This window comes from Paraburkholderia metrosideri (assembly GCF_904848625.1).
Lineage (GTDB): Bacteria > Pseudomonadota > Gammaproteobacteria > Burkholderiales > Burkholderiaceae > Paraburkholderia > Paraburkholderia metrosideri.
On record NZ_CAJHCP010000006.1, the window covers coordinates 58,405 to 80,853 of the forward strand.

The following is a 22,449-nucleotide window of genomic DNA, read 5'->3' on the forward strand; positions in this document are numbered from 1 at the left end:
TGATGGGCGCGTAATACGCGCTCTTGCTGTTATCGCGGTCGACGTCGATGGAAGTGGCGGGGGCACCGTCGGCTTCCGGTTGCAGCGAGTCACGCGGGTACGTTCATCCCGGCAGGCGGCACGTCGGCCAGTTCGAGCGCGTCCAGCTCGGCACGGCCTGGCAACCCTTCCGAATCGCCGATCACCTGGATCGCCAGCGCGCCGATCCGGTTGCCGCGCGCGACGGCTTGCGGCAGCGTCCTGCCTTCGAGCAACGCGCTGACCACGCCGACCGCGAATCCGTCACCTGCGCCGACCGTATCGACGACATTGGCGACCGGTTGGCCGGCGATCATCGCGGCGTCGTCGGCGGTGCGGTAGTACGCGCCCTGCGCGCCAAGCTTGATGATGACGCCGCGCGCGCCTCGATCCAGGTAGAAGCCTGCAATATCTTCAGGTTGCGTATAGCCGGTCAGGATCTCGCCCTCGCCGATGCCGGGCAATACCCAGTCGGCCAGCGCGGCCAGCGAGTTCAACCCTTCGACCATCGCGGCACGCGACGGCCAGAGCGTCGGGCGAAGGTTTGGATCGAAGGAAATCGTCTTGCCGGCGGCACGCATTTCGCGGGCGAGGTGGAACGCGAGTTCGCGCGAGCTTGCCGAGATGGCGGGAGCGACACCGGTCAGATGCAGATGACGCGCGGACAGCACGTAATCCGCCGCGTAGTCGTCCAGCGACAGATGGCTCGCCGCCGAGCCCTTGCGAAAGTATTCGATTGCAGGATCGCTGCCGTCGTCATTTTTCGATTTCAACTGGAAGCCGGTCGGAAAGCGATCGTCGGTGCTCACGCAACGCTGGTCGATGCCCTCTTTCGTCAACGTGTCGCGCACATACTGGCCGAACGAATCGTTGCCGACGCGGCTCATCCACCCGACCTTGAAGCCGAGCCGCGACAGGCCGATCGCGACGTTCAGATCGGCGCCTGCCACGCGCTTCGTGAATTGCCCGACACCGGCAAGCGGGCCCGTCTCGGCGGCCACGAACATGGCCATGGCTTCGCCATAGGTGATGACGTCGAGTGCTGCGTGTCTGGTGAGACTCATGCTGTGCTCCTGCGTGTTGCTATTCGCTACGGAATGCTGGGGGTGGCTTTTCGTTGCGTGTCCGGGGTGCGTTTGTCGCTTCTTTGCGGTGTGTGTTGTGGTTGGCTACCGCGCTCTCAGGTTCTGCACTCAACCCACGCTACCCACACTGTCCATGCCACCTATGCGTGGCCCAGCCACTCGACGTAACGCGCCGCGTCCACGTCGATCCGGCTCGCGTCGAACGGAAACTCGATGCCGCGCGGCACGTTGCGCGGCAACCTGTCGAGCACGGCCGCGAAGTGCGCGTCGTCCGCAGCCGGGGCGGCGGGAAAACGCCGTGCGCCTTCGCCAACCGTTGTCTTGCAATGGACATAGTCGACGTGCGCCGCCAGCAAGTCGGCCGCGCCGAGCGGCTCGACATCGCGCCATGCCCAGTTGCCGATATCGAAGGTCATGCCGAGCACGTCGGCGAAACCTTCGCGTGACAGCGCGTCGAACAGGCCGGTGAATTGCGCCAGCGAGCCGCCTTCCTCCAACTGCCCGTTTTCCACGACGAGCCGCAGGTTCGTGCGCTGCAGCCGCTGCATCTGATCAGCAATCGCCGCGCCGTGCGCGTCGCGCACGAAGCCACCGAGTTGCAGCTTGACGAAACGCGCGCCGAGCGCCGCCGCTTCTTCAAGCGCGAGTTGCAGCGCGGCCGCGTCGAGTTGCCCAGCGGACGTGTACAGCGAAGCGGGCGTCGAGAACACCGACCACAAACCCAGTTCGGCGATCGATCCCCCGAGCGCGCGCAAACGCTGCGGCTCGGTATCGGCTGCGTCGGCGAAAAGCTCGCGGCGCACTTCAAAACCCGCCGCGCCGGCACGCCGGCTCGCCTGCGCCCACTTCAGATGGCCGCCCGAGCGCACCGCATCCATCCCGAACGCGCTGGCGACGATCACCACGTCTACTGCATCAGCCATGTCGATAATCCACCTGATTCTGTGTCGCCGGTCGGTTTGGAACCGGTTCCAAATGAAAATCGAAAAAAAGCGCCGAAGCGCTTGCACTGCCCAGATAGTGGCCAGGGACGGCGTCATGCACCATAGTGGAAATCCCCAGGCGCACCGGCACACGGCTGCGCACGTCTAGCCGCCGTCCGCCAGACATAGCGCCAGAAACTGTTCCACGACGCGCGCCGGGGTGCTCGCGTGCGGCACCAGGATGGATAACCGCCGTGTCAGCGGCTCGGGACTCAGCGAGAAGAGACTCAACGCGCCGTTCTCGTGCCGCATCGACATTGCCGATACAAAGCCGATGCCCATTCCCGCCCGCACCGCCTCCTTGACGCCTTCGACACCGGCAATTTCGAGCGCGACGCGCATCGGGACGCCCGCCCGTGCGAACGCGCGCTCGACGATCTGCCGCACGCCCGACCCCGCCTCGCGCACGACCAGCGGATACGCGCCGAAAGCGGCCAGTTCGACGCGGCCCGTGCCATCAGCAGACGCCCCTTCTGCCAGCGGATGCGAACGCGGCATGATCGCGACGATCTCGTCCTCGCGCCACGCATGCACAGCGGTATCCGGCGGCAGATCGGCGCCGGCTGGCCCTTCGATCATCGCGATATCGACCGAGCCGAGCGCACCGACGATCTCGGCGGTATTGCCGTCGGCGGTATGCACGCTCACCTCCGGATGCCGCCGATGGAAGTCCGCGATCAGATACGGCAGCAGGTAGCTCGCCGGCGTCGTACTCGCGCCGATCCGCAGCGTGCCTTGCTCCAGTCCGCGCAACGCGTCGCGATAGGCATGCGCCTGCCGCCAGGTGTCGCGCAACCGCGTGGCATAGCCCGCAAGCTGTTCGCCGGCGGGCGTGAGGCGGATGCCCCGGCCATCGCGCAGATAAAGCGGCTCGCCGAATTCGTCCTGCAACTGCCGCAGTTGCCCGGACACCGCCGGTTGCGACAGGTGCAGCGCCAGCGCCGCGCGGCTGATATTGAGATGCTCAGCGACAGAGGCGAAAGTTATAAGCTGGTCTGCGGTCATGGTGCACAAAGTATCAGATTGGCCGATACTTCACATCCTAAATCATGATTTTTCATATCGATATATCTAAATTAGGATTAGGCCATCGAATTCAGCCAGGTATTAAAGGACTGCGCCATGTCTACTGCTCCCCTCACCGCTGCGCCATCCGACGGGTCGTTCACCCGCGGACAGGTCAACGGCGTCCTGTTCGTTGCGCTGTTCGCCGCCGCCGTGACCCGCATCGCGGCCATTCCGGCGATTGCCGGGCTGGGCCTGAGCCCGCTGATCGTCGGCATCGTGGCCGGTGCGATTTACGGCAACGTGTTGCGCGACGGCATGCCTGCGAGTTGGGCGGCGGGCGTCAATTTTTCGGCGCGCAAGCTGTTACGCATCGCCGTTGCGTTCTTCGGACTGCGGGTCAGCTTGCAGGAAATCGCTCAGGTAGGTTTGCCGGGTCTCGCGGAATCGGTGCTGATCGTGGTCAGCACGCTGGTCATCGGCACCTGGGCCGGCATGAAAATCATGAAGCTCGATCGCGACACCGCGTTGCTGACCGCAGCGGGCAGCGCGATCTGCGGCGCCGCCGCAGTGCTCGCGTTCGAATCGACGTTGCAGTCCAAACCGCACAAGAGCGCGATGGCGGTAGGCAGCGTGGTGCTGTTCGGCACGTTGTCGATGTTCCTCTACCCGGTTCTGTTCAACGCGGGCTGGCTGCATCTCGACACGGTCGGCGCGGGGCTGTTCTTCGGCGGCACGATCCACGAAGTGGCCCAGGTGGTCGGTGCGGCCAGCAATGTGAGCCCGGAGGCGACCCACATCGCCACCATCGTCAAGATGACTCGCGTGATGTTGCTGGTGCCGGTGCTGCTGGTGGTCGGCGTGTGGGTGAACCGCTCGGCTCGTCGGGAAGCGGCTGCCAATCCGGCGTCGCCAGGTTCGCAGAGCAACGCACCGCGCAAGCTGGCCATTCCGTGGTTCGCGCTCGGCTTTCTCGGCTTCGTCGTGATCAACTCGCTGCATGTGTTGCCGGAAACCGCGACCAGCACGCTGAATACGCTCGACACCTTCGCGTTGACCATGGCCATGACCGCGCTCGGCATCGAAACCCGCATTTCGCAGATCCGTCAGGCCGGCCCGCGCGCACTGACCACCGGGCTGATCCTGTATGTATGGCTGGTTGCCGGTGGCCTGGGGATTACATGGGCTGTCCAGCATCTGTTCGGTTAAACCCTTCGCGCAGTTTGCGCCTGCCAACCCACCCCGCCGCGTGCGGGGTTTTGCGCGTTCCGGCACACGTCGCTCAGGCTCCGCTTCAACATCGAAAGCCCCATCGGGGCCGCTCGCGCGGCATACTGGTTGCTGGCATCACCTTCTCCTGCAACCCGCTCATGCACGTGCGATGCGTACTGAATGAGCGACCGGAATGAGGATCGATCGATGAGCCTGGAACTTTACTACTGGGATGGCCTGCAAGGCCGAGGCGAATTCGTGCGGCTGGCGCTGGAGGAAGCGGGCGCCGACTACGTGGAAGTCGCACGCGGCAAGGAGTCGAAAGGCCTGGGCACCGGCGCGATGCTGTCGGTGATGAAAGACCGCGACGAGCCGTATCCGCCCTATGCGCCGCCGTTTCTGAAAGACGGCGATCTGCTGATCTCGCAGACCGCCAACATCCTGTTCTACCTTGGGCCGAAGCTGAATCTCGCGCCGCAGGTGGAAAGCCTGCGTTATGTGGCTAACGGCCTGCAACTGACCATCGCCGACGTCGTCACCGAGGCGCACGACACGCATCATCCGCTGGCGAGCGGCCTCTACTACGAAGATCAGAAAGACGCGGCGAAAGTGCGTGCGCACGACTTCATCGACAACCGGATTCCGAAGTTCATGTCGTATTTCGAGCGGGTGCTGAAACAGAATCCGGCCGGTGACACCTTCCTGGTCGGCGACGCGCTCACCTATGTCGACCTGTCGATGTTCCAGTTGATCGACGGCCTGCTGTACGCCTTTCCGCGGGCGCTCAAGCGCTTCGGCGAACACTACCCGCGGCTCGCCGCGTTGCACGACAGCGTGATCGCTCGGCCGAAGATCGCCGCCTATCTGCAATCGGCGCGGCGCATCGAACATAACGAGTCGTGCATCTTCCGGCATTACCCGGAACTCGATAAGGCGGCGAGTTGATTCGCGCCGCGCCAATCCCAACCCCTCACCCCGTACGACCCACGTGCTTTCATTCCTGCTGAAGCTGCGCACCCGCGCCCAACATCTTTTCCGTCTGTCCGACGCCCACACGATGCTGGTCTGGTCGGTGGTCGTCGGCGTCGCGGGAGCCTTGGCGACGATTGCGTTTCGCAAGGCCATCGCGCTGCTGCAATGGGCGGTGGCCGGCAAATCCGGCAGCTTCGTCGAGATGGCGCGCGACATGCCGTGGACCGAGCGTATCTGGCTGCCCGCAGCGGGCGGCCTGGTCGCCGGCCTGATCCTGCTGATCGCGCAGCGTTACGCGGACAAATGTCATCACGTCGATTACATGGAGGCGGTCGCCATCGGCGATGGCGTGGTGCCGGTCAAGCTGAGTTTGTGGCGCAGCGTGTCGTCGCTGTTCACGATTGCCAGCGGCGGCTCGATCGGCCGCGAAGGGCCGATGGTGCAACTGGCGGCGCTGGCGGCATCGCTGATCGGCCGCTGGGTGCATCTCGAGCCGTCGCGCTTGCGCCTGCTGGTCGCCTGCGGCGCGGCGGCCGGGATTACGTCCGCGTACAGCGCGCCGATCGCGGGCGCGTTCTTCGTCACCGAAATCGTGTTGGGATCGATCGTGATGGAGAGTTTCGGGCCCGTGGTGGTGTCGGCGGTGGTCGCCAACATCACGATGCGCGAATTCGCCGGCTACAAACCGCCGTATGAGATGCCGGTATTTCCGCCGGTGGCTGGCATCGAAGTGCTGCTGTTCGTCGCGCTCGGCGCGTTGTGCGGCGCGTCCGCGCCGCAGTTCCTGCGGCTGCTCGACGTATCGAAAGCGGCTTTTCGCAAGCTGCCGTTGCCGTTGCCGTTGAGGCTCGCGCTCGGCGGCCTGGTGGTCGGCATCATTTCGATCTGGACACCCGAGGTGTGGGGCAACGGCTATAGCGTCGTCAACTCGATCCTCCATTCACCGTGGACGTGGACCGCGCTGGTCGCCGTGCTGGTGTTCAAACTCATTGCGACGGCGGCGACCGCGGGTTCCGGCGCGGTCGGCGGGGTCTTCACGCCGACGCTGTTCGTCGGCGCGGCGGTCGGCGCGCTGTTCGGCCAGGGCATGCATGCGCTGTGGCCGCACGCGACGTCGGCGCCGTATGCGTACACGATGGTCGGCATGGGCGCGTTCCTCGCGGGCGCCACCCAGGCGCCGCTGATGGCGATCCTGATGATCTTCGAAATGACGCTCAGCTACCAGGTGGTGCTGCCGCTGATGCTGTCTTGCGTGGTCGCCTATTTCATGTCGCGCGCGATCGGCAAGACGTCGATGTATGAGATTACGCTGCGCCGTAATCAGGAAGAACAGGAGCGCTCGCGTTTGCGCGCCACGCAGATGCGCGAGCTGATCCGTCCCGCCGAAACCGTCGTGCTGCCGAACGCCTCCGTGCAGGACATGACGCGCGTGTTCCTCGAATATCCGGTCAAGTATCTGTACGTGGCGAACGCGTCCCGCGCGTTTCTCGGGGTGGTCGCGTTGAAGGACATCACGTCCGACCTGCTCGACAAACGCGACACGTCGACCAAAACCGCCGCCGATTATCTGCAGCCGCATTTCGACGTGCTCACGCCGGATATGTCGCTCAGCGTCGCGTTGCAGCACTTTCTCGCGTTTCAGGGCGAGCGTCTGCCGGTGGTGGAAAGCGCCGCGCATCCGACGCTGGCGGGCGTGGTCTATAAGACCTCGTTGCTCGACGCCTATTTCCGGATGAATCCGAATCGCTAATGCTGAGGGTGACGGTGACTTGACGCGGGGGCGGTGCGTCGACGGCAGCTTGGGTTTAAGCGGATCGATGCAGCGGTGTATGGGCGCATCGACGCGCGGACACTGCAGCGTCCGCGCAGTCGGCCCGCTTCCCCGCTGGCTAACCGTTAACCTGACGGCTACATAAACGTCCCGCAACGGGGCCGCACGACCGCCGCACTACGCAGACCGCCACGGCCCCGTGCAAAGCAGCGCAGATTTTCTACAATGAGGAGACCGCTGCGGCGAATCGGCACGAACCAGCATTTTTCGCCCGCCACGCGCGTTACGCCAAAGACGGGCGCACCGAGACGCCCGCCGTCCGATCGGAGCGATCATGAGCGAACCGTCCCCCGATGCCCTGCGCCGCGACCAGGCGGGCTGGATTTTCGTGCACGTCGAAGGCGAGCCCTACGACCGTGGCGAACAGCACGGGCAGTTGCTGGCCACCGAAATCCGCCATGCGATCCACACCGCGCGCTATCTCGCGAAGTGGGATACGGGCGAAGACTTCGACACCTTCGTCGAAGCTGCGGTCGCCCAGTTCGCGAACCAGCTCGACACCGAATTCGCCGACGAAATCCAGGGCATCGCCGACGGCGCGAAGCTGCCGTTCGCCGAAGTGCTGGCGTGGAACGGCTACATGGACCTGCTGCAAAGCTGGTGGCCCAGCCACGCAGCGCAGCAGAAGCCGGAGCTGGGTCCCAAGCTCTGGCGCGGCCGGCGCGGCCATCATTGCAGCGCGTTCATCGCGACCGGCGACGCGACGCGCGACGGCCGCATCGTGATGGCGCACAACTCATGGGACCGCTACGCCGCGGGCGACGCATTCAACGTGATCTTCGACATCGTCCCGGACCGCGGCAACCGCATTCTGATGCAAGGCCTGCCCGGCTGCATCTCGAGCCTCACCGACTTCTGGGTCACGGCCGCCGGACTGATGGTGACGGAGACCACGATCTCGAACTTCGTCGGCTACAACGCGGCCGGCGCGCCCGAGTTTTATCGCTCGCGACGGGCGTCGCAGTACGCGAACAACATCGGCGAATGGTGCGAGATGTTTGCGCTCGCCAATAACGGCGGCTACGCGAATAGCTGGCTGCTCGGCGACACCAAGACCGGCGAGATCGCGCGCTACGAACTCGGGTTGCACTATTCCGGTTTCGAGACCACCAAGAGCGGTTTTTACAGCGGCTACAACACCGCGACGGACCTGAAAATCCGCAACCAGGAATGTATCGGCGAAGGCGAGGACTATACGGACGTGCGCAAGAACGGCGCGCGGCGCTTGCGGTTCATGCAGCTGGAAGAGATGCATCGCGGCAAGATCGACGTCGAGCTGGCCAAGGAGATGATCGCCGATCATCACGACGTCTATCTCGATCGCAACGACAACCCGTGCTCGCGGACTATTTGCGGCCACCTCGAACTGGATGACGCGCGTTTCGGCGGAACCGATCACGGACCGTTCAATCCGTGGGGGGCGAACGACGGCAAGGTGATCGACAGCGAAATGGCCCGCGCGATGGCCTTTTCTGCGCGCTGGGGGCACCCGTGCGGAAGGCCGTTCGACGCACAGGCGTTCATGAAGCGGCACCCGCAGTGGAACTGGTTGAACGGCTATATGCGCGACCGGCCTTCGTGGCCGTGGACGCGGTTTGAGGCGGTGCGTTAGCGCGGTGGATTGGGGGCTGGGGGAGAGGGTGTGCTCTTTTGCGCACCGCACCACCACCCCGGCCACGACGCACATCGTCCGGATAACGCTCCCGCTGCCTCATCGCCGCCATCATTTGAAAACTACAATACGGTTTTGCCGCAAATGTGCCCGCATTGCAGTATTTGCCAACTAAGATGGAAGATACGCGTATGCGGCATGGCGCCATGCCGTGTGTAGCTTGCGCCCTCCTTTCGACGCGGGACGGCACAGCGATTGCTCAACTGTCTGCGCCGCATGAGCTTAGGAGGTCGGGCGATGAAAACCTCGACACTGTTGACCATGGTGACGCTGTCAGCCTCGTGTTTTGCCGCGCCGGTTCACACCGCACCGGACGGCCCGACCGCGAGTAGCCTTGCCGAACGCGCGAACGCCGCACCGGTCGCGCCCGCCGCACCCGGTGTCGCCGCGACGGGCGACATCAGTCCGCAACAATGGGAACACATCGCTTTGCCGAAGTCGCGACATCTCGATCGCAGCTTCACCGGCCAAAACGAGCATTTGCAGACTTGACAGGGAGCGCCACTGTTTCGCTCGCCCGCCTGGAAAGCGCCAGCGCGAATTGCGGCGGCAGGCGTGGCAGGCATTTGTGAGTGGTTTTCCGCGGCTCATGTGGCGTGGCCACTTCCGCATGTGGCGGGCCATTTCCCCATGTGGCGGGCCACTTCCGTCTCGTTCGCGGACAGGCGGCATAGTGAGAATCATCAGTGTCGACGATTCCAAGTGGACCTCCCTCTGCGGCCTACCTTCGCCTTGAACTTTCTGAACGGCAAATCAATGCCGCCCTCGCTGACTCAACCTGGAGTACTTGCATGACTGCCTCGGCTTTTCCCGGCGAATCGATTGATCTGCAGATCGCCGATCTTTTGAGCGAAGTCCATTTTCCGGCCAACAAGGATGCGCTGGTCGATGCCGCGCGCGAAGCCGGCGCGAGTAACGAACTGCTGTCGATGCTCGATGGCATGCCCGAGCAGGATTACGCGGACCTCGACTCGGTCACGCGCCTGGTCGCGGGCAATTACGGGCCGGGTCTGGGCTCATAACCAGAAGCACATGAGCGAGGGGATTCCTCGCTCATGTCGCGTTCATGTGGGTCCGACGGCTGCCAGAGCCGTCAAACTCTTCAGACAGACGACGACGCCACGATCCGCGCACGCGGCACCTTCGGCAAGCGACGCACCGCGCCGGCGGGCAACGCGACCGCCGCAGCAGCGACTGTCGGCCGGACCTCCACATTCGCCATCGGCTCGGGCACGCTACGCGCAGGCACGATGACGCGAGGGGCACGCGCGGGCGGACTGGTCTGCTGAAAATGCTCGACGAGATGATCGATAAAGGTGCGCACCTTGGCCGGCAAATGAAGGCGGCTCGGATACGCAATCGTGATTTCGACCTGCGGCAACCGGTAATCGGTGAGTAACGGTACCAGCCGGCCTGACGCCAGATCGCGCCCGATCAGATAACTCGGCAGGATCGCCACGCCCATGCCCAGCAGCGCGAATTGCCGCAGCATTTCCGTGTTGTTCGCGCCGATCGCATTGCCGGGCCGTACACGAACCTCACCGCCCTCCGGTGTCGCGAATACTTTTTCCTCACCACCGTGTTCCGACGAACGCGCAAGACACGGATGATTCAGCAGATCTTCAGGGCGCGTCGGCGTCCCATGCTGGGCGAGATAAGCGGGGGTCGCGCAGACCGTCATGTAGCCGGTCGTCAGACGCCGCGTAACAATGCTGCCGCTGCGCATATGCCGCGTGGCCAGAATGCCGACGTCGAACCCTTCTTCGACCAGATCGACTTGCCGGTCTGCCAGCGTGACATCGGGCACGACGTCCGGATAACGGGCCGCGTAAGACTGCACCACCGGCGCGAGCGTATGCAGCCCGAACACGACCGGCGCGACGATCCGCAACGTGCCGACCGGTTCATGATTGCGCGCAACCACCATCTGTTCGACCCCTTCGAGGTCGTCGAGAATGTGCCGCACGCGTTCCAGGTAGGTGCGGCCCGCTTCGGTCAGCGACAGACGACGCGTAGTGCGATTGAGCAATCGGGTACCCAGGCGCGTTTCGAGGTCGGCCACATGCCGCGTAATGACCGCCGTGGACAGATCCAGCGCAGTGGCCGCGCCAACGAAACTGCCAAGGTCAGCGACCTTGACGAATACGCGCATCGACTGAAGTTGATTCATGGACCGCTCCTGCCTCGGTAACGCCGGGCCGGCGCAACGCTGCCGCCTGTGTCGACCCGTGCGGCAAGGCGCGCGCGGATTTGCCCAACGTTCCGATTGTATCGATCCGATCATGTCCCAACCCTGACCCGAAGATGACATTCCGGTCAGGTTGATAACGCGCTTGTTTCATCCATTTGTTGCAAAGCAACATTTCGGCTTTTTCGACTAGGTATAAACCCTTAGCTGCTGGTAACATAGCGTCCGAAAGGAAATCAATCGCTATGACACCTCGTTTTCAACTTATCGAAAAAATCGCGTTCTCGCTGGTTTGCTGGTCTGCCGCCGCGTGTTCAGCCTTCATCGCGTATGAGCGATGCCCGGATATCAAGGTGGTCCTGCATGCCGGCAAAGAGGTGCTGCGCTACAGCGGCGAATACTCGCTCGCCTGCGCGACACCGGCTACCGAGGTTTGCGGGCAGTTGCCGGTCAACTGAGCTGTCTGACTAGCGGCTCTTCAGGCGTGGGCCGCCCGGTTCACGCATCGCGCCCAAACACCACACGCGCGAAAAATCCCGCCAGCACTTTTTCTGCCATCTCCGCGGGCACATTCTGCGGATCGATAGTATGGAAAAACTGCACGCCGTCGCATAGCCCCATCAAGCCAATTGCCAGTTGATCCGGCTCGATCAGCATCGGTGTGCCGACGCGCGCCGAAAATTCGCGAACGTAGGCCCCCATCTGCTCCAGCTTTTCGTGCATGAACGCGTTAAAACGAAGCCGGAAGCGGCCGTCGCGCACCGCGAGCAATTTCGCTTCAACCCATAGCAAAAAACACTTATTTTCGCGGCACAGGCCGCTGTAGTAGTGCAGCACGCGCGCTTCCATTTCCTCACGCGACGCCGCGCTCTCGAAGATCGCGTGCAAGCCCGCCTGCATCTTCTCGTGATCGCGCTTTAACAGTTCAAGAAACAGCTCGTTCTTGCTGCGGAAGTTCGAATAGAACGCACCGCGCGTATAACCTGCCGCCCCGGCGATATCTTCGACACTCGCCGCGACAAAGCCCTTCTTCATAAAAATCGCTTGCGCAGCATCGAGCAGGCGCTCGCGCGTCTGGTCCTTGCTCTGCTCGCGGGTCAGTCGTTGCCGTTTCATGGGCGCCAGTCTAGCACCGAAAAGAAATACCATTCACCTCCAAATTCAAATACAGATGTGTATTAGAATGCAAATCTTCATTCGAAGTCAGACCTGTATGCGAATCGCATAACCTGCATACAAGCCTTTGCTGGCGGGCCGCTGCGGCTTGCCGTGTTCGTTCGCTGTCTCCAGTTGGGGTAATTGTGAAGCGTCCCGGTTCTCCCGCATCGTCGCCGATGCGCCAGCAGTCCCACGGCGTTCTGCGAGGCGCGGCTATCGCGCTGGTTCTGTCCGGCGCCATCGCGCTAAGCGCGTGTTCGAAGCAGGAAGCGGCGGCACCCGCGCCGCGCCCCGTGGTCGCCGTTGCCGTGCATGCAGACGGCAACGCGATGCAGGCCGCGTCGTTGCCCGGTGAAATACAGGCGCGCTATTCGACGCCGCTGTCGTTTCGTGTCAACGGCAAGATCATCGAGCGGCGGGTGCGTCTTGGCGACGTCGTGAAAGCCGGCGAGGCAGTCGCCCAACTCGATCCCGCTGACGCGCAGAAGAATGCCGCCAGTTCGCAAGCGCAACTCGACGCCGCCCAGCACGGGCTCGTGTTCGCGAAGCAGCAACTCGATCGCGACCAGGCGCAGGCGAAAGAGAATCTGATCTCGCAGGCGCAACTCGAACAGACCACCAATGCATACGCTTCCGCGCTCGCACAGCGCGATCAGGCCGCGCAACAGGTCGCGTTGACGAAGAACCAGTTGCAGTACACGTCGCTGATCGTCGGTCATGACGGCGTGATTACCGGCGAGCAGGCCGACACTGGGCAGAACGTGTCCGCGGGCCAGGCCGTCTACAACCTCGCGTGGAGCGGCGACGTCGACGTGATCTGCGACGTGCCGGAAAGCACGCTCTCGGCGTTCGCGATCGGGCAGACCGCCAGGGTGACGCTCGCGGCACTGCCGGGTCGCACGTTCACGGCGCGCGTGCGTGAACTGTCGCCGGCCGCCGATCCGCAAAGCCGCACCTATCGTGCGCGGCTGACTCTCGAACATCCCACCCCGGACGTGCGCCTCGGCATGACCGCGGATATCGCGCCCGCATCGGCAGCATCGAACGGCCCGGCCGATCAGCACGGCTCGTTCACGCTGCCCGTCACCGCGCTGTTCCACCAGGGCCAGCAACCGGCCGTGTGGATCGTGCGCGCCAGCGACAACGCGCTCGAACTGCGCCGCGTCACGGTCGCGCGCTATAACGAGCGCACCATCGTGGTCAGCCAGGGCCTCAACGACGGCGAGCGCGTCGTTCTGCAAGGCGTGCACACCGTCAGCGCCGGCGAACAGGTCCGCGTGATCGCACCGCTGCATCCCGAGGACTTCGCTTCATGAGCACGCCCCATGAAGAGGGACGCTTCAACCTGTCCGCGTGGGCGTTGCGTCACCAGGCACTGGTCGTTTTCCTGATCGCACTCGCCACCGCGTTCGGCATCCTCGCGTACACGCGGCTCGCGCAATCCGAAGACCCGCCCTTCACCTTCCGCGTGATGGTGATCCGCACCTTCTGGCCCGGCGCGACCGCGCGGCAGGTGCAGGAACAGGTGACCGACCGCATCGGCCGCACGCTGCAGGAAACCCCCGCCGTCGACTTCGTGCGCAGCTATTCGCGCCCCGGCGAATCGCTGATGTTCTTCTCGATGAAAGACTCGGCACCGGTCAAGGACGTGCCCGAAACCTGGTACCAGGTGCGCAAGAAAGTCGGCGATATTGCCTCCACGTTGCCGCAAGGCATTCAAGGTCCGTTCTTCAACGACGAATTCGGCGACGTCTATACCAACATCTACACGCTCGAAGGCGACGGCTTTTCGCCCGCGCAACTGCACGACTATGCGGACCAGTTGCGCACCGTGCTGTTGCGCGTGCCGGGCGTCGGCAAGGTCGATTACTTCGGCGACCCCGACCAGCACATCTACATCGAGATCGCCAACACGCAGCTCACGCGTCTGGGCATCTCGCCGCAACAACTCGGCCAGGCGATCAACTCGCAGAACAGCATCGCGCCGTCCGGCACGTTGACCACGACCGACGACCGGGTGTTCGTGCGTCCCACCGGCCAGTTCAACGACGTCAACGCGCTTGCCGACACGCTGATCCGCATCAACAACCGTTCGTTCCGGCTCGGCGATATCGCGACCATCAAACGCGGTTACGACGACCCGACCGTCACGCAGATGCGCTTTGGCGGCAAGGCCGTGCTCGGCATCGGCGTGACGATGCAGACCGGCGGCGACGTGATCCGCCTCGGCAAGGCGCTCGATCAGCAGATGGTGCAATTGCGTGCGGCGTTGCCGGCCGGCTTGCATCTGGTCGAAGTGTCGAGCATGCCGCATGCGGTCGCGCGTTCGGTCGACGACTTTCTCGAAGCCGTGGCCGAAGCCGTCGCGATCGTGCTGATCGTGAGCCTGGTGTCGCTCGGCGTGCGCACCGGCATGGTGGTCGTGATCTCGATTCCGGTCGTGCTCGCCGTCACCGCGCTGTGCATGTATCTGTTCGATATCGGACTGCACAAGGTGTCGCTCGGCACGCTGGTGCTCGCGCTCGGGCTGCTCGTCGACGACGCGATCATCGCCGTCGAAATGATGTCGGTGAAACTGGAGCAAGGCTGGAACCGCACGCGCGCGGCCGCATTTGCGTACACGAGCACAGCGTTTCCGATGTTGACCGGCACGCTCGTCACCGTCGCCGGCTTCCTGCCGATCGCGCTGGCCAAGTCGAGCACCGGCGAATACACGCGCTCGATTTTCGAGGTGTCCGCGATTGCGCTGATTGCGTCGTGGTTCGCCGCGGTGGTGCTGATTCCGCTACTCGGCTATCACCTGCTGCCCGAGCGCAAACGCGACGCACATGAAGCGCATCTCGCCGACGACCACGAACACGACATCTACGACACGCGGTTCTATCAACGCCTGCGTGGCTGGATCGGCTGGTGTATCGAGCGGCGCTTCATCGTGCTCGCCGTCACGGTCGCGCTGTTCTTGCTGGCCATGGCGGGCTTTACGCTCGTGCCACAGCAATTCTTCCCGAGTTCGGACCGCCCCGAGTTGCTGGTCGATGTGCGGCTGCCCGAAGGCGCTTCGTTCGACGCCACGTTGCGCCAGGCGCAGCGGTTAGAAAAAGCCCTTGCAGGAAGGCCTGAAATCGATCATACGGTGAATTTTGTCGGCACCGGCGCACCCCGTTTTTATCTGCCGCTCGATCAGCAATTGCAGCAGCCCAATTTCGCGCAGTTCGTGATCACGGCGAAGTCGGTGAAAGATCGCGAGAAGCTCGCACAGTGGCTCGAACCGCAACTGCGCGATAACTTTCCGGCGATTCGCACACGTCTGTCGCGGCTGGAGAATGGGCCGCCGGTCGGCTATCCGGTGCAGTTCCGCGTGAGCGGCGACGACATTGCTACCGTGCGCTCGATCGCCGAACGCGTCGCGACCACGATGCGCGCCACCCGCGGCACGGCCAACGTGCAGTTCGACTGGGACGAACCGGCCGAGCGTTCGGTGCGCTTCGAAGTCGATCAGAAGAAAGCGCGCGAACTCGGCGTGAGTTCCGAAGACATTTCGAGCTTTCTCGCCATGACGCTGTCCGGCTACACGGTCACGCAATACCGGGAACGCGACAAGCTGATCAGCGTCGATCTGCGCGCGCCGCGAGCGGAGCGCGTCGACCCGTCCAGACTCGTCACGCTCGCGATGCCCACGCCCAATGGCCCGGTGCCGCTCGGCACGCTCGGCCATATTCGTAACGACCTCGAATACGGCGTGATCTGGGAACGCGACCGCCAGCCGACCATTACCGTGCAATCCGACGTTACGGGCGGCGCGCAGGGCATCGACGTCACGCATGCGGTGGATCGCGCGTTGAGCCAGATCCGCGGCACGTTGCCGGTCGGCTACCGGATCGAAGTGGGCGGCTCGGTCGAGGAAAGCGGCAAGGGCCAGACGTCGATCAATGCGCAGATCCCGATCATGGTGATCGCCGTGCTGACCTTGCTGATGATCCAGTTGCAGAGCTTCGCGCGGGTGCTGATGGTCGTGCTGACCGCGCCGCTCGGGCTGATCGGGGTCGTGATCACGCTGCTGCTGTTCGGCCAGCCATTTGGCTTCGTCGCGATGCTCGGCGTGATTGCGATGTTCGGCATCATCATGCGCAATTCGGTGATTCTGGTCGATCAGATCGAGCAGGACATCGCGTCGGGGCACCAGCGTTTCGACGCGATAGTCGGCGCGACCGTGCGGCGTTTCCGGCCCATCACACTGACCGCGGCCGCCGCCGTGCTCGCGCTGATTCCACTACTGAGTTCGAACTTCTTCGGCCCGATGGCGACCGCGCTGATGGGCGGCATCACGAGCGCGACGGTTCTGACGCTGTTCTATCTGCCCGCGTTGTACGCCGCGTCGTTCAGGGTGCGTGGCGATGAGCGTGAGCCGCCGACGCCACCCGGCGCGACGCATACGGGGAATTGAGCATGGTGACTTCAGCAATCCTCCGGCAGCCGCACGTCGTCAAGCTTTCCGTGCTCGCTGCGGCCTGCACACTCGCCGCGTGTTCGTTCGGACCCAGCGGCGAGCCGCCCGCCATGCCGCAGCCCGCGCACTACGGCGCCGAAGCGCAACCGACGCAAACCGTGCCCGCACAAGGGATCACCCAGCAGTTCGTGGTCGGCGCAAAGGCGGTGCCGCAATGGTGGAAGCTCTATCAGTCGGACCCGCTGAACACGCTGGTCGACGAAGGCTTGCGCCATAGCCCGACGCTCGCCGCAACCGATAAAAGCCTCGCCGCCGCACGCGAGCAATTGCGCGCGCAGGTCGGCAGTTCGATGTTGCCGACCATCGACGCAGGCGGCCAGGCCACCCGCAATCGCGCACTGACGATTCCCGATCTCGGCCCTAGCACGCTGCTCTACAACGTGTTTGTCGGCCAGTTGCAGGTGCACTACACGTTCGACCTGTTCGGCGCCGCGCGTCTGGCTGACGCCGCGCTCGCTGCACGCGTGAACGTGCAGGCCTATCAATTCGATGCAGCGCGACGGGCGCTCGCGGCGAACATCGTCACAGCAGCGATCACCAGCGCCGCGCTGCACGCGCAGATCGAGACCACCGAGCGGCTCGTCACCCTCGCCAACGAACAGGCACGCGACACGCAACGCCGCTACGCATTGGGCGCGGTGTCGCATAGCGATCAGTTGAATGCGGAGCAAAGCGCGGCAAGTCTGTCCGCGAGCCTGCCGGGTCTCAAGCAGCAATGGCTGACCACGCGTCACGCACTGGCGGTCCTGCTCGGCCGTACGCCGGACGCCGCACCGGACGACCTCGACCTCGCGCAGTTGCATGTGCCGGAGCAGGTGCCGGTCGTGGTGCCGTCGGAATTGTTGCGCTCGCGGCCCGACATCCAGGCCGCCGACGCCGCGCTGAAGGCCGCAGCAGCCGACGTCGGCGTGGCGACAGCACAGATGTTCCCTAGCCTGTCGCTGAGCGCGGCGATGGGTCAAGGCGGCTTTAGCTGGCCGGTGGCGCTCTCGGGTGCAGGGGCGATCTGGAGTCTCGGCGCGTCGTTGTCGCAACCGCTATTTCATGGCGGCGCGCTGTTTGCGCAGCGTCGTGCGGCGCTGGACACGTATGACGCGACCGTCTCGCAGTACCGGCAAACGGTGCTGGCCGCGTTCCAGAATGTCGCCGATACCCTCGGCTCGCTTGAGCACGATGCGCAAGCGCTGGATGCTGCGAACCTCGCTGCACGCTCCGCTGAAGGCATCTTCGTCGAAACCTCGGGACGCTATCGGCTGGGTGCGCTGCCGGTGTCGTCCGCACGTTCCAGCGAACAGCAATTCCGCAACGCGCAGCTCGATGAGATTCGCTACACGAGCGCGCGTCTGACAGACACGGCGGCGTTGTTTCAGGCAATGGGCAATCCACCAGTCGACGCCGCTCAACCTGCTGCAGCCGCTGCAGCGGTGCCGGTTTCGAGCACGGGGATCAGCAACTAAACCTGGGATTCCATAGAAACGTTGTTCGAGTTATCCCCAGTTTGTGTTGAAGAAGCTGTTGACAACTTTCTGACAACCGTCCTAACACATTGAGCGCAAGGGAATTTGTGAGAGCGGCTCAGAATGAACCAGTTGGTGCTGCCAGGCTATTTTTCACTGAGTCGAAAGCCAGGGATGCCTCAACGTTATCCCCAGATTTTGTTGACAGATCTGTTGATAACTCGACAGCGAGCCATGTAAGTGCTTGATGCGATTCGTTTTGTCGGACAAAGAGCTGGTGGAAATAATCGCGAGCAGTTGCGCGGGCCGCAGTAGCGGAAAATGCCCGCAATCACGTGGATCGCTTATCCACAGTTTTTGTTGACAGGCCTGTTGATAACGCCTGGAGATTCGCCCTAAGTGCTTGAGCGCGTTCTGAATTCCGCTTCAGACGCGCTTGCTGCCACACCCCCGGCCGCGTCAGTAAACCCCTGCCTCGCCCGCCGGACGATTTTTGAACCGCTTGTGCACCCAGTAATATTGGTCAGGAATCCGTCTCACCTGCGTTTCCAGAAACTCGGTAATCCGGCGGGCGTCCACCGATACATCGTCGGAAGGAAAATTGGTTAGCGCGTCGAAAATGGTCAGCTTGTAGCCGCGATAGTCCGGCAGCACTTCCGTCACGAACGGCACCACGCGCGCATTGCCCGCCCGCGCCATGCGCGACACCGATGTCAACGTGCACGCAGGCACGCCGAAAAACGGCACGAACACGGAATCGCGCATACCGAAGTCCATATCGGCGGCAAGCATCACCGGCGTGCCCTCGCGCAGCGCGCGCAACGCACGCCGCACACTGTCGCTACGCGGAATCATCTCGGTGCCGAAACGGCCGCGTTGCCGCTTCGCCATCGCATCGAGCAGCAGATTCGACATCGGCGTGTAGAGCGACGCAACCGGATGACGGGTCGAATACATCATGCAGCCCGCCTCGATGCCGACGAAGTGGAAGCCCACGAAAATCGTCGGCTGCGCCTGCACGTCGTCGAGATCGATCGCGCTCTCAACCTCGACCAGTCGAGCGAGCGCCTGCGCATTGCCGAACCATTGCGGCCCGCGCTCGACATAACTGCGGATCACGTGGCAAAAGTGCGCCCGCGCCAGACGCTCGCGTGCGTCGTCGCTCATGTCGGGAAAACACAGTTTCAGATTGGTGTGCACGACGCGCCGACGCGTGCTGGGAATGCGGTACAGCAGCGCCCCGATGCCCGTGCCGATTCGTGCGACAACGCCGTACGGCAGGAAAGCAAACGCGCGCAGCAGACCTGTCATCAAACAGATGAGAATTCGACTTTTCACGGAACGGAAACCCGGTGGATGCTGGTGATGAACACACCGGCCACGGCAATGTCGGCATTGCCAGCGAGCGAAGTGACGAGCGAGGTGAACCGTGCGCGCGTCAAACCGGGTTTTTGCGCTGCGCGTTCTAAAGAGAGACGTCCTGCTTGCGACGGGACGGTGAGGTGCAGAAGCCGACCCCGTTTAGGAATCGGGCGTCCTGTCAGGGACCCAAGATGAAGCACCGCAGGCGTGATTAAAACACACTGCGAGTGCCGGGCACAAAAACTGCTGAAACGGCGCTGGCGCTACGCGCTGAAAGCCTTACTGGGCGGTGTTCAGCGCGGATTTCAGAAACTTGCAGGCGCGCTCCGCCGGAAGCGGAGCACGTCTGCGCGACTACCGTCAGGGCTTGTTCGACTCGAACAGGTCCATGATCTCTTTCTTTTCATTGGACGAAACGCTGGGCGGCGGCACCACCGGCGGCGTCATGCCCGCCGGGCCTACCCCCCCCATTGCATCGCTCGCGCCCGCGGTCGGATTCGCCGAATCGAGGCCGATGCTCGCGACGAAACCATTGCCCGGCGTCATGTTCGTGAAGAACAGTTCGCCGTCGACCGGGGTCACGCCGTCCGGTTGCGCCATCTCGGCTTGCGGCACGCCGCGCAGCGCGCGCTGCATGTACTCGACCCAGATCGGCAATGCCAGCTGGGCGCCGAACTCGCGACTGCCCAAGCTCTTCGGCTGGTCGTAGCCCATCCACGCCACCGCCACCAGCGACTGCTGATAGCCCGCGAACCAGCCGTCTTTCGCGTCGTTGGTCGTACCGGTCTTGCCCTGCAGGTCCGAGCGATGCAGCACGTTGGTGCCCGCCCCCGTACCGGCCGTCGCCACCGAATGCAGCAGGCTGTTCATCACGTAAGCGTTACGCGGTTCGAGCGTGCGCGGTGCGTCGCGGCCCGCCGTCAGCGGCTGCGCTTTGGACAGCGGCTGACCGCGTGCGTCCGTCACTTCGCTGATCAGATACGGGTTGATCCGGTAGCCGCCGTTCGCAAACACCGAATACGCGCCCGCCGACTGGAGCGGCGTGACGAGGCCCGCGCCGAGCGCCATCGGCAGATACGGCGGAGTCTTGTCGGCGTCGAAACCGAAACGCTGCGTGACGAAGTCCTGCGCGTACTTGGTACCGATGAACGACAGGATGCGGATCGACACCAGGTTCTTCGACTTCTGCAACGCGAGGCGCATCGTCATCGGACCTTCTGGCTGGTCGTCGTCCTTCGGCTCCCACGCGTCGCCGCCCGGCGTGCTCGGCGGGAAGTACAGCGGCGCGTCGTTGATGATCGTGGCCGGTCCGAGACCCTTGTCGAGCGCGGCTGAGTAGATGAACGGTTTGAAGCTCGAACCCGGCTGACGCCATGCCTGGGTCACGTGATTGAACTTGTTCTTGTTGAAGTCGAAGCCGCCGACCAGCGCGCGGATCGCCCCGTCCTGCGGCGTAAGCGACACCAGCGCGCCTTCCACCTGCGGCAGCTGGGTGATCTGCCAGTTGCCTTTGTCGTCGGCGACTACGCGCACGATCGAGCCTTCCTTGATCTTCGTCGCCGCCGACGCACGCGCGCTCAGCGCGCCCGCGACAAAGCGCAGACCGTCGCCGCCGATCGTCACCTCGGTGCCGTCCACCAGTTGCGCTTTCACCTGCTTCGGACTCACGTCCGTCACCACGGCAGCGATGATCTCGCCGTTATCGGGGTGATCGGTGAGCGCGTCGTCGATGGTCTGATCGCGGTCGTCGCCCGGCGCGGGCAATTGCACGAAGCCTTCCGGCCCGCGATAACCGTGCCGGCGCTCGTAGTCCATCACGCCTTTACGCACGGCCTGATAGGCCGCGTTCTGATCGGCGGAATCGATCGTGGTCGTCACGTTCAGACCGCGCGTATAGGTCTCGTCCTTGTATTGCGCGTACATCATCTGCCGGACCATTTCGGCGATGTACTCCGCGTGCACGCTGTATTCGTTGCCCGGATTGCGCGTGTGGATCTCTTCCTTCACGGCCTGGTCGTACTGCTCCTGGCTGATGTATTTCAGCTCCAGCATGCGCCGCAGAATGTACTCCTGACGGATCTTCGCGCGCTTCGGATTGACCACCGGGTTATATGCGGACGGCGCTTTCGGCAAGCCTGCGAGCATCGCGGCTTCGGCCAGCGTGATGTCTTTCAGATCCTTGCCGAAGTACACGCGCGCGGCCGATGCAAAACCATAAGCGCGCTCGCCCAGATAGATCTGGTTCATGTACAGCTCGAGAATCTGGTCTTTGGTCAGCGCGCGCTCGATCTTGTATGCGAGCAGCATTTCATAGATCTTGCGCGTATAGGTCTTTTCGCTCGACAGGAAGAAGTTGCGCGCCACTTGCATCGTGATCGTGCTCGCGCCCTGCGACGCACCACCATGCGCGAGGTCGGCGAAACCGGCGCGCAGAATGCCGAGGAAGTCGACGCCGCCGTGCTCGTAGAAGCGATAGTCTTCGATCGCGAGCACGGCCTTCTTCATCTGGTCGGGAATGTCTTCGAAGCGCACCAGGCTGCGCCGTTCATCGCCGAATTCGCCGATCAGCACGTGGTCTGCGGTATAGACGCGCAGCGGCACTTTCGGGCGATAGTCGGTCAACGCGTCGAGCGACGGCAGTTGCGGCCCCATCACCACCAGCGCATAGCCGACGATCAGCGCGCCCACCACCGCGAGCGTCGCGACGAGGCTGACAGACCAGATGACGAGCGTGGCGCCGATCGAACGGCGCACGGGTTCGGGCTCGCGCGAGGCGGCGTTGCGACCTGGAGTGCGTTGGTAGGAATCCCGGTCTTCACCGGCCGGAGAATGGGAGGAATGCGGTCGTTTGATGATTGGCATGACTGGAATAGTGGGCGCATAACTGAACGCCTTTCTGCCCGCGCTCATGGCGCGCGCATGGGTCGTGATCGAGCATCGTAGCCTGAGGCGTAAACCACCGCGCGGCCCTCAGCCCCCGGCCAGCCGCACGGCACGCG

At 63.6% G+C, this 22,449-nt stretch carries 17 protein-coding genes; 10 read left to right on the top strand and 7 right to left on the bottom strand.

Annotated elements, in window-relative coordinates; genetic code table 11:
* Positions 1 to 89: 89 nt before the first annotated feature.
* The 3 genes from LMG28727_RS14000 to LMG28727_RS14010 form a co-directional block, all read right to left on the bottom strand.
* On the bottom strand, positions 90 to 1,082 hold the full coding sequence (locus tag LMG28727_RS14000; protein ID WP_201642944.1) for a sugar kinase: 993 nt from the start codon (positions 1,080 to 1,082) through the stop codon (positions 90 to 92).
* 161 nt (positions 1,083 to 1,243) lie between these two features.
* Positions 1,244 to 2,026, bottom strand: coding sequence for a TIM barrel protein (locus LMG28727_RS14005; protein WP_201642945.1), 783 nt, complete (start codon positions 2,024 to 2,026; stop codon positions 1,244 to 1,246).
* 165 nt (positions 2,027 to 2,191) lie between these two features.
* A complete protein-coding gene (locus tag LMG28727_RS14010; RefSeq protein WP_201642946.1) occupies positions 2,192 to 3,091 on the bottom strand; it encodes a LysR substrate-binding domain-containing protein in 900 nt (299 codons plus the stop codon).
* Positions 3,092 to 3,208: 117 nt separating this feature from the next.
* Between LMG28727_RS14010 and LMG28727_RS14015 the strand changes: the two genes are divergently transcribed.
* The 6 genes from LMG28727_RS14015 (at position 3,209) to LMG28727_RS14040 (ending at position 9,800) form a co-directional block, all read left to right on the top strand.
* Positions 3,209 to 4,300, top strand: a complete 1,092-nt coding sequence (locus tag LMG28727_RS14015) for a YeiH family protein (protein WP_201642947.1) — start codon at positions 3,209 to 3,211, stop codon at positions 4,298 to 4,300.
* 210 nt (positions 4,301 to 4,510) lie between these two features.
* A complete protein-coding gene (locus LMG28727_RS14020) occupies positions 4,511 to 5,248 on the top strand; it encodes a glutathione S-transferase (RefSeq protein ID WP_201642948.1) in 738 nt (245 codons plus the stop codon).
* A 43-nt stretch (positions 5,249 to 5,291) separates the two neighbouring features.
* Entirely contained in the window at positions 5,292 to 7,025 is a 1,734-nt protein-coding gene (locus tag LMG28727_RS14025) for a ClcB-like voltage-gated chloride channel protein (protein ID WP_201642949.1), read from the top strand.
* Between the two features lie 355 nt (positions 7,026 to 7,380).
* On the top strand, positions 7,381 to 8,718 hold the full coding sequence (locus LMG28727_RS14030) for a C45 family autoproteolytic acyltransferase/hydolase (RefSeq protein WP_201642950.1): 1,338 nt from the start codon (positions 7,381 to 7,383) through the stop codon (positions 8,716 to 8,718).
* A gap of 297 nt (positions 8,719 to 9,015) precedes the next feature.
* Positions 9,016 to 9,270 (top strand): hypothetical protein, encoded by a 255-nt coding sequence (locus LMG28727_RS14035; protein ID WP_201642951.1) that lies wholly within the window; start codon positions 9,016 to 9,018, stop codon positions 9,268 to 9,270.
* A gap of 299 nt (positions 9,271 to 9,569) precedes the next feature.
* Positions 9,570 to 9,800 carry a DUF2795 domain-containing protein gene (locus LMG28727_RS14040; protein WP_201642952.1) on the top strand — a complete coding sequence of 77 codons (231 nt, stop codon included), beginning with the start codon at positions 9,570 to 9,572 and terminating at the stop codon, positions 9,798 to 9,800.
* A gap of 80 nt (positions 9,801 to 9,880) precedes the next feature.
* On the opposite strand, the gene LMG28727_RS14045 is transcribed toward LMG28727_RS14040, so the two are convergent.
* Positions 9,881 to 10,948 carry a LysR family transcriptional regulator gene (locus LMG28727_RS14045; protein WP_201642953.1) on the bottom strand — a complete coding sequence of 356 codons (1,068 nt, stop codon included), beginning with the start codon at positions 10,946 to 10,948 and terminating at the stop codon, positions 9,881 to 9,883.
* 263 nt (positions 10,949 to 11,211) lie between these two features.
* On the opposite strand from LMG28727_RS14045, the gene LMG28727_RS14050 reads away from it, so the two are divergent.
* The gene (locus tag LMG28727_RS14050) at positions 11,212 to 11,424 is read left to right on the top strand and encodes a hypothetical protein (RefSeq protein ID WP_201642954.1); all 213 of its coding nucleotides are present in this window, start codon (positions 11,212 to 11,214) and stop codon (positions 11,422 to 11,424) included.
* Positions 11,425 to 11,464: 40 nt separating this feature from the next.
* Here the strand turns inward: LMG28727_RS14050 and LMG28727_RS14055 are convergent, their stop codons facing one another.
* Positions 11,465 to 12,082, bottom strand: coding sequence for a TetR/AcrR family transcriptional regulator (locus LMG28727_RS14055; protein ID WP_201642955.1), 618 nt, complete (start codon positions 12,080 to 12,082; stop codon positions 11,465 to 11,467).
* Between the two features lie 218 nt (positions 12,083 to 12,300).
* Between LMG28727_RS14055 and LMG28727_RS14060 the strand changes: the two genes are divergently transcribed.
* The 3 genes from LMG28727_RS14060 to LMG28727_RS14070 are packed head-to-tail and all read left to right on the top strand — an operon-like array spanning position 12,301 to position 18,088.
* Positions 12,301 to 13,440 carry an efflux RND transporter periplasmic adaptor subunit gene (locus LMG28727_RS14060; protein ID WP_201642956.1) on the top strand — a complete coding sequence of 380 codons (1,140 nt, stop codon included), beginning with the start codon at positions 12,301 to 12,303 and terminating at the stop codon, positions 13,438 to 13,440.
* Positions 13,437 to 16,568: an efflux RND transporter permease subunit gene (locus tag LMG28727_RS14065; protein WP_201642957.1), complete on the top strand. Its 3,132-nt coding sequence runs from the start codon at positions 13,437 to 13,439 to the stop codon at positions 16,566 to 16,568. The genes LMG28727_RS14060 and LMG28727_RS14065 overlap by 4 nt, the downstream gene beginning before the upstream one ends.
* A gap of 2 nt (positions 16,569 to 16,570) precedes the next feature.
* Positions 16,571 to 18,088: an efflux transporter outer membrane subunit gene (locus LMG28727_RS14070; protein WP_201642958.1), complete on the top strand. Its 1,518-nt coding sequence runs from the start codon at positions 16,571 to 16,573 to the stop codon at positions 18,086 to 18,088.
* A gap of 459 nt (positions 18,089 to 18,547) precedes the next feature.
* Here the strand turns inward: LMG28727_RS14070 and LMG28727_RS14075 are convergent, their stop codons facing one another.
* Both LMG28727_RS14075 and LMG28727_RS14080 read right to left on the bottom strand, forming a co-directional pair.
* Positions 18,548 to 19,426 carry a lipid A biosynthesis lauroyl acyltransferase gene (locus LMG28727_RS14075; RefSeq protein WP_201642959.1) on the bottom strand — a complete coding sequence of 293 codons (879 nt, stop codon included), beginning with the start codon at positions 19,424 to 19,426 and terminating at the stop codon, positions 18,548 to 18,550.
* 384 nt (positions 19,427 to 19,810) lie between these two features.
* Positions 19,811 to 22,312 (bottom strand): penicillin-binding protein 1A, encoded by a 2,502-nt coding sequence (locus tag LMG28727_RS14080; RefSeq protein ID WP_201643304.1) that lies wholly within the window; start codon positions 22,310 to 22,312, stop codon positions 19,811 to 19,813.
* Positions 22,313 to 22,449: the final 137 nt, after the last annotated feature.